The 11201-nt window shown below is 33.2% G+C and carries 9 protein-coding genes and 1 pseudogene; 6 read left to right on the top strand and 4 right to left on the bottom strand.

Annotated features, from left to right (window positions below; translation table 11 throughout):
- From B0E44_RS19045 to B0E44_RS14400, 3 genes and pseudogenes are all read left to right on the top strand, one after another.
- Positions 1–801, top strand: a pseudogene (locus B0E44_RS19045) (peptidase S41); the annotation flags it as partial.
- 29 nt (positions 802–830) lie between these two features.
- The gene (locus B0E44_RS19040; RefSeq protein WP_371594761.1) at positions 831–1592 is read left to right on the top strand and encodes a S41 family peptidase; all 762 of its coding nucleotides are present in this window, start codon (positions 831–833) and stop codon (positions 1590–1592) included.
- Between the two features lie 87 nt (positions 1593–1679).
- Positions 1680–2102, top strand: coding sequence for a DoxX family protein (locus tag B0E44_RS14400; RefSeq protein WP_077376648.1), 423 nt, complete (start codon positions 1680–1682; stop codon positions 2100–2102).
- An 84-nt stretch (positions 2103–2186) separates the two neighbouring features.
- On the opposite strand, the gene B0E44_RS14395 is transcribed toward B0E44_RS14400, so the two are convergent.
- Entirely contained in the window at positions 2187–3236 is a 1050-nt protein-coding gene (locus B0E44_RS14395; RefSeq protein WP_077376645.1) for an AMP-binding protein, read from the bottom strand.
- 33 nt (positions 3237–3269) lie between these two features.
- Positions 3270–4184 carry a CPBP family intramembrane glutamic endopeptidase gene (locus tag B0E44_RS14390; protein WP_077376642.1) on the bottom strand — a complete coding sequence of 305 codons (915 nt, stop codon included), beginning with the start codon at positions 4182–4184 and terminating at the stop codon, positions 3270–3272.
- A 107-nt stretch (positions 4185–4291) separates the two neighbouring features.
- Here B0E44_RS14390 and B0E44_RS14385 point away from each other — a divergent pair, with 107 nt between their 5' ends.
- Positions 4292–4633 carry an ArsC/Spx/MgsR family protein gene (locus B0E44_RS14385; protein ID WP_077376639.1) on the top strand — a complete coding sequence of 114 codons (342 nt, stop codon included), beginning with the start codon at positions 4292–4294 and terminating at the stop codon, positions 4631–4633.
- 81 nt (positions 4634–4714) lie between these two features.
- Positions 4715–7210: a TonB-dependent receptor domain-containing protein gene (locus B0E44_RS14380; RefSeq protein ID WP_077376636.1), complete on the top strand. Its 2496-nt coding sequence runs from the start codon at positions 4715–4717 to the stop codon at positions 7208–7210.
- A gap of 72 nt (positions 7211–7282) precedes the next feature.
- Here B0E44_RS14380 and B0E44_RS18625 read toward each other — a convergent pair whose 3' ends face one another.
- Positions 7283–7453, bottom strand: coding sequence for a hypothetical protein (locus B0E44_RS18625; RefSeq protein WP_124019341.1), 171 nt, complete (start codon positions 7451–7453; stop codon positions 7283–7285).
- Positions 7454–7814: 361 nt separating this feature from the next.
- Between B0E44_RS18625 and B0E44_RS14375 the strand changes: the two genes are divergently transcribed.
- Positions 7815–9242, top strand: coding sequence for an L-serine ammonia-lyase (locus B0E44_RS14375; protein ID WP_077376633.1), 1428 nt, complete (start codon positions 7815–7817; stop codon positions 9240–9242).
- 147 nt (positions 9243–9389) lie between these two features.
- On the opposite strand, the gene B0E44_RS14370 is transcribed toward B0E44_RS14375, so the two are convergent.
- Positions 9390–11126, bottom strand: coding sequence for an ATP-binding protein (locus B0E44_RS14370; RefSeq protein ID WP_077376630.1), 1737 nt, complete (start codon positions 11124–11126; stop codon positions 9390–9392).
- Positions 11127–11201: the final 75 nt, after the last annotated feature.

The following is an 11201-nucleotide window of genomic DNA, read 5'->3' as shown; positions in this document are numbered from 1 at the left end:
ATACTTTTATTTACAATTTTCAGCTTGCTATTTCTACAATGCACCTCTATCAAAGAGCATAACGCTCACTTAAACGACTTGATTTCCGAAAGTAAACTAAAAGATGATGTGGATTTCACTTATAAAAATTTGCAACGTTTTCAACCTAAATTATATTGGTATATATCAAAAAATGAACTTGATTACAAATTTGATAGTTTAAAAAGCACCATTACCAAACCAATGACAAGCTTTGAATTTTACAAAAAGTTAAGTCCTGTGGTTGCTTCTGTTCGTCAAGGTCATTTGATCGTTTCCCCTTCAGTAAAAATCTTAAGCAAAGCAGAACAAAAAACGCTAAAAAACAAAGGTACTGGACCATTTTCACAATTTGAATTTGAAATTATCGATAATAAGATGTATGTTATTAAGAATAAATCTAGCAACAAAACCATAAAAACAGGTGCAGAAGTTGTAGCTATTAATAATAAAAAAATAAGCGAATTAATACCAGAATATTACACTTTATTTTCGTCTGATGGCTACAACAATACATTCAAAAGAAAACGTATGTCGTATATGTTTCCGGCTTTTTACATCAATGAAAATGGAAGTCAAGACAGCATTAATTACAGCTTCAAGCAAAATGATTCTTTATATGTAGTTTGCATCAAGAGAAAAAAACCTGAACAATTAAAAGCTAATAAGACCAAAACCAAAGAGACCGTAATCACACTTAGTTCAGAACAAAAGAAAAAATTAAAAAGAGACAAAAGTACTTACGGTTATAATGAAATTACTAAACGAACAATAGGGATTTAAAATTCATAGAAAATGACAGCAGTATTGCCTTGCTTAAAATAAGACAATTTTCATTGGGGAAACCTTCTCGATTTTATGAAGAAAGTTTCAATAAAATTCAATTGAATAAAACAAAGACTTTAATTATCGATTTGCGAAATAACCCAGGAGGCTCATTAAAAGATATTGAAAATTTTTACAGTTATTTATCAGACTCAACATATGTATTTGCAGATCCTTTTCAAGTTGTTTCAAAAACCACATTGGTTGAGAAAACACCTTTCAACAAATTACCATTTGTAGCAAAAATTTTTATGACTCCTTTTTACGCTTCTGTTGTTTTATTAAAAACACATAAAGATGAAAATGGAAACTTTTTTTGTTCTAATTCCTATTCTAAGCCAAAACTAATAAACAAAAATGTTTTCAAAGGAAAAATATATGTAATGATAAACGGAGGCACATTCTCAGCTTCAAGCATTATCTCATCAAATTTGAAAGGTTCAAAAAGAGCCACTTTCGTAGGCGAAGAAACAGGTGGCGCATACAATGGAACTGTTGCTGGAATAATGCCAACTGTTAAACTGCCAAACTCTGACATAAAGATAACAATAGGTCTACTGGTGGTTGCCCCATTTCATAAAACGACTCTCGAAGGTCGTGGCATTTTCCCTGATAAAGAGATTGTACCAACCATCGTCGATTATATCAATGGAAAAGACCCAGAGTTGGATTGGATTCTTGAAGACATAAAAAAAAGCTCAACAATTCCTACCCAAAACCAAAATGATAAAAATATATCCTTAAAATAATCATATCACGAATTAAATTCCCAAAAAAATGCGCATATATCATTAATTATTAATAACTTAGTGTAACTAATTTAAAACTAAGATATTATGAACAATGTAAAAACCTTAAATAAGTGGGCCAATGCACACACTTATTTGCCAGTTGACTTACTCAGAATGGCTCTTGGTGTTTTTTTATTTATGAAAGGAATCTATTTCTTTACAAACATTCAATATTTGGTTGATTTAATATCGCCAATTGACCATATTGGAGGCGGAATGTTTTTGGTTCATTATATAGCTCCAGCGCATTTAATAGGCGGGATTTTAATTTTCTTTGGTTTGCTTACCCGTTGGGCCATCGCAGCACAATTACCTATCTTAATTAGTGCCGTAATCATCAACTTTATGGGACAGATGCATCAGCAAAATTTACTTTTAGCATTACTCGCTCTAGCAATATGCCTTTTTTTTCTGATCTATGGTAGCGGAAAAAATTCAGCAGATTATTTTTTCAAAATGCAAAAATAATACAAACTAAAATCAACATAAAACAACAAAGAGAGGAATAACCATCCTCTCTTTGCTGTTTTATCCAATCTCTACAATCTCTATTTAGACAGCCAATTTTTTGCTTTCCTCTCTCATTATTTTACCAGTAGCTGTCTCTTTGAATTTAGGCACAAAAACGACTTCTTTTGGTTTTTCATATTTATCCAAAACATCAAATACCGAATGATCGATATCCATTGCTTCACCTTCCACATATAGAACCACTTTTTCTCCCAAGATATCATCTGGTGCTCCATTTACAAAATAACGTCTTGGAATTAGAGTTGATAATTTACTTTCTACTTGCTCAGGCATGATTTTAATTCCACCACTATTAATAACATTGTCAAAACGTCCTAGCCAAACAAATTGAGTATCTGAAACTAATTTTACGATATCATTTGTAACAATCTTATCGTTTCCAATATTTTTGGCTAAAATCTCCAAACATTGATTTTCATTAACAGAAACGGTCACATGAGGTAGTGTAGTAAAAGCCTCCACACCAACTTTTTTGGCAGCAATGTGGGTTATTGTTTCAGTCATACCGTAAGTTTCATAAATTTCGATTGGCAGCTTTACTAATTCCTGTTCTAATGATTTATGAATTTTAACTCCTCCGATTATAATTTTTTTAATATTCGTCAATTTTTTAATTGAATTTTTAGCTTGAAGAGGCACCATTGCTGCAAAATCATATTTTAAATCAATATGTTCCAATGGATTTGAACTTGGAGCTACAAAACCCATATCCAATCCTAAAATAAAAGAACGAACAAACATCATTTTCCCCGCAACATAATTTGCCGGCAAACAATGCAAAACTCTATTACCTGGCTGAAGATCAAAAAAGTCTCCAGTTGCAATGGCTGATTTGACCATGGCATCTTTCTCAATCCTAATGGTTTTTGGACTTCCTGTCGTACCTGAAGTGTACATATCAATATACGATTTATCGTCAAACCAATCCAATAAAAAATCTCCGACTGACTGCTCAAAATCTGCTCCTTCTTTTATAAAACTATAAGCAATTCTACATAAATCCTCCTTGGTTAAATGGTATCCATTCAATTTAAAAAGATTGTGCACATTCTTGTATGTTACTGAATTCATAATTGTTATTTTTTTGTATTTAATCTTAGACAATTATACAATTGATCCAGTCAGTTTTTCTTTCCAATTGAACCATTTGTATTTTATTCCAAATATAACTAAAAGTAGAGGATAAATAACAACAACAGGGAAGATAATATCAAGTCCTGCCTCAGGTTCTGACACATCTTTAAAAATGGAATACGTTTGAAAAGCAGACCAATCTGTGGTTACCAATAATGCTCCAATTAAATTATTTGCAGCATGAAAACCCAAGGCCAGTTCCAACCCATCATCCATTAAAGTCATTATACCTAGTAATAATCCTGTTCCTATATAATAAACCATAATAACATTTCCCAGCTTGGTAACTTCAGGATTAAAAAGATGCATTAATCCAAAAATACTGGAAGTCATCAATAATGGAAACCATTTATTCCTCGACAAATTACCAAAACCCTGCATCAAATAACCGCGAAAAACTAATTCTTCAACACTGGTTTGAATAGGTATCAAAAAAGTGGCAATCAATACCAAAATCAAAAAAGGAATAAGTTGAAAATTAATTTTAAAATCAGTTGGGTTTAAATAAAACGTTACTACTGTTGAAACTATTGTAAATAATGACCAAATCACAAAAGAGAAAAACACTCTTTTCCAATCCATTTTTTTCCTAGCAGTAACAATGGAAAGCAACTTTTGTTTGTGCAACAGGCGAACCACAAAATAAATTCCGACTAAAGCAAACACAAACGAAATGAGCAACAAAAACAAATTCAAATTGGGCTCAAAAAAATGCATTAATTCTTCCTCGTTGGCTGGATAATTTTTCCCTTTAAAAAAAGTTTGCAACAATATTAACACCAACATGGGCATCTGCCCTACAAAAGAAGCTCCAATTATGAATATTGAGCCTAAGATATATTTCCAAAATTTATTATTTCTGTCAATTCCTTGTTCTATAAACATTTGTTATTTTTTCTATAAATTACACTTAAAATGGCATTTCAAATCTTATTTTTGCTCGAACTAAAGTAGTTTTTTTATTTTACTACAAAACAAATCTCACTTAAAAAATGATACAAATTTACCATAATAATCGATGTGGAAAATCAAGAAATTGTTTACTCGTTTTGGAAGAATCAAAAGTAACATTTGAAACCATCAATTATCTTAACACCCCACCAACGGCTGTGGAGTTGGCTTTATTGCTTCAAAAACTAGATTTAGCACCAATTGAATTAGTTCGTCAAAAAGAAAGTGTTTGGATAGAACATTTCAAAGGAAAAATATTGACTGATAATGAAATCATTCAAGCAATGGTCGAAAATCCTATTCTTATTGAACGACCAATAGTTGTTAATGGAGACAAAGCAATTATAGGTCGGGATTTGGAAAAGGTAATTCCGTTCATATAGACATTAACATAATTTTAATAAAATCAACATTAAACCTTTTTTAGTTTTTATCATCCAATGATGAAATCATATTTATTACTAATGAAAAAATTCAAACTCCCTCTAGTTCTTTTATTTTTATTTTTTGGGCTGTCCAACTTTGCCCAGCAAGGGCCGCCTGCAATTAGCAAAATCAAAGTGACTGGAAAAATTGTAGATAAAAACAGTAAACAACCCCTTGAATATGCTACCATTGCATTAAAAAACACTAAAAATCCAAAAGCCATTTCTGGAGGAATAACAAACGCAAAAGGAGAATACGAAGCTGATGTTATTCCAGGAGTCTATGATATAACCATAGAATTTATTTCATTCAAGCCTATTGAAATAAAAGGAAAAAGCATAACCGAAAAAACATCATTAGGCACCATTGGACTCGAAGAAGATGCTTCACAATTGAACGAAGTAGTTATTCGCGCCGAAAAATCATCAGTTGAAATCAAACTTGACAAAAAAGTGTACAACGTTGGTCAGGATATGATGGTAAAAGGCGGAACTGTAAGTGATGTTTTAGACAACGTACCCTCTGTATCTGTTGATACTGAAGGAAATGTAAGTTTAAGAGGAAGTGATAATATCCGAATTTTAATTGACGGAAGACCATCCTATGCTGTAAATATTGCAGAAACCTTACGACAGCTTCCGGCTGATGCTATTGATAAAGTTGAAGTTATCACTAATCCATCTGCACGATATGATGCAGAAGGTGGTTCTGGAATAATTAATATTATCCTTAAAAAAGGTAAAAACCAAGGCTTCAACGGAACTGTTATAGCTTCTACAGGTATTCCAGAAACCTACGGTTTAAGTGCCAATTTGAATTACAAAACAGAAAAATTAAACTACTTCACAACTGCTGGTTACAACCACAGAACAAATGAAGGCGCTGGAAAAACTAATTCTGAGTATTTCAATGTAGACGGTACGACTAAAAACTTTTTATATGAAGACCGTGAGACAGAGAGAGTAAGAGACGGTTTCAACGGAAGAGCTGGTATAGAATGGACAGTTGCTCCAAATACTTTTTGGACAAATGCTATTAATTACCAAAAGAATACTGGTAAAAATACTGACCTAATCAATTATAATAACTATGATCCTGCTTATAATTTTACTGGTTCAACTTACCGTTTAGGCACTGGGGAAAACGAAAGTGAAAATGTAGAATACACTTCAAACTTAATTAAAAACTTCAACGACAAAGGTCATAAACTTACTGTTGACGGTTCTATTTCAAGAAATACAGATGATGAAAACAGTCTTATTACTGGTTCAAACAATTTTAATAACACCTTAAATAATCAGGTTCAAAAACAAACACAATTACAGGCAGATTATGTTCTTCCAATTGGAGAAGGAAGCCAATTTGAAGCTGGATATAAAGGAAGTTTTGGTGATTTAAACAACGAATATTATGTTCTTGACGATCAAGGTATAAAAATTGATAATTTATCTAATACTTTAGAATATAAAGAAAATATTAATGCCCTTTATAGTTCATATGGCTTCAAAAAAAATAAATTCTCTTATTTATTTGGATTGCGCTGGGAAGACACTAATATTGAAGTAAACTTATTAGAAACTAATGAATACAATACCAAAAAGTACAACAATTTGTTCCCAAGTGCTTTTGTAAGCTATGAAATATCAGACCAAAGTAACATCACAACAAGTTACAGCAAACGTCTGTCCCGACCAAGAGGCCGTTTCATGAACCCTGCGGTTAACTATTCGAGCAACGTTAATATTTTTCAAGGAAATCCAGACTTAGATCCAGCTCTGACAAACAAATTTGATGTTGGTTATATCAAACGATGGGAAAAAGTAACATTCAATACTTCAGCATATTTTGAAGATACTAAAGATGTTTTCAGCTTTGTAAGATCTCCTACTGGTGACATAGTAACTCCTGATGGTGAAGTGGTAACTCCTGCGCCTGGGGAGGAAATTGATGGTATTCCAGTAATTAAAAGCCAACCAATCAACTTAGGAAAAGAACAAAAATTCGGTTTTGAGTTTACTTTAAATTACAGCCCGTTTAAAATATGGAAATTAAACAGTAATTTCAATTTTTATAATGTAAAAACAACTGGAGAACACAGTTATATAGACAACAAAGGTGTACTTGTAGTTCAGAATCTTGACAACCAAGCTAATAATTGGTTCGCAAGAATTAACTCCAAACTTACTTTACCATACAAAATCGACTGGCAGCTGAATGCTACCTATAATGGCGGTCAAAAAACTGCACAGGGTAAAAGCTTAGATCAATTTGGCATGAATACCTCTTTCAGTAAAGATGTCATGAAAGATAAAGGAACAATTGCTTTCAATATCAGTGACATTTTCAACACAAGAGTTATGAGATCTTATACGTATCTTGAAAATCAAACATCGTATAGTGAAATGCAATTCCGTAAGCGTCAATTCAACTTATCATTTACTTACCGTTTCAACAAAACTAAAAACGAAAGAGAAAAGAATGCACCACCAAGAAATGAAGGCGGTAGCGAAGGTGGAGGGGAATTTCCTGGATAAACTTCACAAACAGTATATAATAAAAAAAGGATTCGCAAAACGAATCCTTTTTTTTGTAAAGTAAATAAAAGACTAAGCTTCTAATTCTTCTTTTTGTTTTGCTTTCTTTTCTTTGTAAGCTTCCCAAGTTGCTCCACCTACCCAATAGGATACGAAACCAACTAAGAAAAACATTAACCAAAATCCCATTGTAAGGATGGTTAAGAAAAGTAAAAAGCCTAAATACTGATGAAATTCAAACATGTTTTCCGGAATTTTTGAATGTAGCGACAAATGTATAATTTAAATCTTTTAAAGCCAATAAAATCAGTAAAAACTATGAATATAATCCTAAATTATTTTTCGCATCCAAAAATGGAAATGAAAAACAATGATTTAAATATTAAATACTCAAAAAAACATGCTCCCTGAATGTCTGGATTAGTCAACTCAACACTGTTGCCCTTAGAAAAGAAAAATCATTCACAACCCGCCTCTTGTTGTCGATATTTCAAACTAAGAACTGAATTTTAGATTAATATTATCAAATTATCATTTTTTGACATAATTTCCGCTACAATAGTTCAATTAATAATTATATTTGTTCAGTAATAAATGAAACTATATGGAAGAATGTATCTCGGTTTTTGATATGCTAAAAATTGGCGTTGGGCCGTCAAGTTCTCATACTCTCGGACCTTGGCGAGCGGCAGAACGTTTTTTAAACGAACTGAGAAGCGATTATGACATCAATACGATAACGAGAGTAAAAGTCGATTTATATGGTTCTCTATCCTTAACAGGAAAAGGGCACGCGACTGATTTGGCTGTTATGCTAGGACTTAGCGGACAAGATCCAGAATATATTCCAATTCAAGATATCGACGGAATCATCAAATCGATTGAAGCCAAAAACGAAATCCATTTGGGAAACCAAATCTCTATTCCTTTTTATTTTCTTCAGGACATTGTTTTCAATAAAAACTTCCTTCCTTTTCATGCCAATGGACTAACCTTTACAGCTTATTTCAAAGACGAAACCGAATACAGTTCTACCTTCTATTCTATAGGTGGAGGATTTGTTGTTAAAGAAGAGCGCGAAAATGCACAAAAGAAAATTGCTATAAAATGTGCATTCCCCTTCCCTATCAATAAAGCCACAGAGCTTTTAGGCTATTGCACAAAAGAAAACAAAACCATTTCAGAGATTGTTTACGATAACGAAAAATCCATGCGTCCCGAAGCAGAAATTCATCATGAATTAATGCGCATTTGGAACACCATGTTGGAATGTATGTACATCGGTTGCCATTCCGAAGGGATTCTTCCCGGCGGTTTGAATGTACGCAGACGGGCTTTTGATATGCATCAAAATTTAATTGGTTTATCCAATTACTCCAATCCGCAAGAATGGTTAGAAGAAATCAGAAAAACAGAAGTTAAATTTCGTCAGATTTTAAAATGGGTTAGTTGTTTTGCATTGGCGGTAAACGAAGTAAATGCAGCATTAGGAAGAGTGGTAACCGCTCCAACCAATGGAAGTTCAGGAGTAATTCCTGCAGTTTTAATGTACTATTTGGTTATTGAAAACCATCAAGCTGGCGAAAAGGAAATCAAACAATTTTTGATGGTTGCTGGAGAAATCGGCAGTATTTTCAAAAAAGGATCAACGATCTCTGCAGCAATGGGCGGATGTCAAGCAGAGATTGGCGTTTCGAGTGCTATGGCTGCTGCTGCTTTGTGTGAATTGATGGGAGGAACTCCAGATCAGGTATTGATGGCCGCCGAAATAGCCATGGAACATCACTTGGGACTGACTTGCGATCCTATTGGCGGTTTGGTACAAATCCCTTGTATAGAAAGAAATACAATGGGCGCCATTAAAGCCATTAACGCAGCCGAACTCGCCTTGGAAACCGATGCCAAAAATGCCAAAGTCTCTCTGGATAAAGTAATTGACACCATGTGGCAAACAGCCAAAGACATGAACTCCAAATACAAAGAAACCTCCGAAGGCGGACTCGCAATTGCAGTGAATATGGCGGATTGTTAGGTTTTTAGATTACAGAAGGCAGTAGGCAGGTTTCAGAAAGCAGAATAAAAAAAGATTTCAGATTAAGTGGATTGACCATTTTATCTAAAATCTTTTTTTTCTGCCAACTGCCTACTGAAATCTGCTATCTGCTATCTGAAAACTGAATTACGCGCTTAGCATTTTAAAATAAAAAGTACTTCCAAGACCCAATTCACTTTCAACTCCTATCGTGCCTCCTTGAGCTTCAATAAATTCTTTGGATATGGCCAATCCTAATCCAGTTCCCGTTTTGTGGCTTCCTGGAATTTGAAAGTATTTATCAAAAACTTTGGATAGATAGCGCTTATCAATCCCTTTCCCCGTATCAACAACCGTAAATAAAATTTGATTACCATCACTTTTCAATTTCACTTTTATCACACTTTTTTCAGAAGAATACCGAATGGCATTGGTTAAAAAATTAATCAGAACCCAGGATGTTTTTTCGCTATCCGCTTTTATCATTGGAAGATTATCATCAGTTTCAACAAGCAGTTCTATTTGCTTTTGTTCTGCTTGGACTTTTACGGCTTCGGTAGCATAATGAACAATTTGGTAAGGATCACTTTTCTCTATATTCAATTGAATATTGCCAGTTTCTACTTGTGAAAGCTCCAGTAATTCGCCTGTAATTTTTAATAAACGTTCACTATCATCATTGATACTTTCCACCAAATGTTTTTGCTCATCATTTAAAATTCCCGTTTGCTTTCTTTCCAATAAATTCAAACTGAATTTTATAGACGAAATTGGTGTTTTTAATTCGTGGGAAATAGTAGCTATAAAATTGGTCTTGGCAAAATCCAATTCTTTAAAAGGGGTTATATTTCTTAGAATAATCACATCTCCAATATCAATTGTTTGGTCTTCTCCTGTGGGTTGTATCGTTATATTTACATTTTCTTTCTCAAAATAACTTTCTTTTCCATCGGCAAAAATCTTCATCGGAAGTATTTTTTGCCCTGACATTTTAGATTCAATTTCAAGGTTTTTTGCAATCAAAGATTTCATCAAATCATTTGTTAATGCTAAAGTGGTGGCTATTTTTCCAATTACATCCTCCGATTTCATTCCAATAATCTTTAATGCTTGATCATTAGCGAACAAAATCAAACCCTGATCATCCAATCCAATAATAGGGTCATGCATGTTGTTGATTAAAGTTTCTAATCTTTTCTTTTCAAACGATAATTTATAAAGATTACTATCGTGATACTCTTCTAATTTTTGAGCCATCGTATTGAATGATCGTGCCAAATCTCCAAATTCATTATGATTCATAAAATGCACTCGCTCAGAATAGTTTTTATTGGCAATCTCCTTGATACTTGCTGTAAGTTCCTTTATTGGATCGGCTATATTATTGGGCAGATTCACTAATAAATTAAAAGCTATCAAAAAGCAAAATGTTCCCGTTATGGCGATCCACAAATTGGCCGTCTCGGCTGTGTGTTTTGCAATATCGCTTTTTTGTTTAATAGCAGTCATATTCAGCTTCATTATCTCAAAAATATCCTGCCGAATTTGACTTTTCAGTCTTTCATCGGTGCTGTTTATTTTCAAAAGCTCAAAATTTTTCAATAAACTTCGGGTTACACTATCCTCTCCAACTTCGGTAATATTACGGTTCTGCTTATTGAGATTGGTTTCAAATGTGATTATCGCTTTCTCCGCATCTGCATTTATATTGTCTAATGAAAGGAGCATATTCCGCGAATATTCCAATGTATTGTAATTGGCTTTCAAGATGTTTTCGGTATCCTTTTTTATCGAAAAAATATAAAAAGCACTGACTAAAGTCAGGATAATTATCATTACAAATAACAATCCGACACCTAGATTTAATTTAGTTTTAATTTTCATAAGAAGATAATATTAGTTTTTTTGAGGAATATGTTATGCTTCGCCTGTTCGCTTACACTCGGGTCGCCATTCTTC

The sequence above is a fragment of the Flavobacterium sp. A45 genome, from assembly GCF_002001005.1.
Taxonomy (GTDB): Bacteria; Bacteroidota; Bacteroidia; order Flavobacteriales; family Flavobacteriaceae; genus Flavobacterium.
Note: the sequence above shows the minus strand (reverse complement) of the source record. Positions and strands in the feature narration are given on the sequence as shown.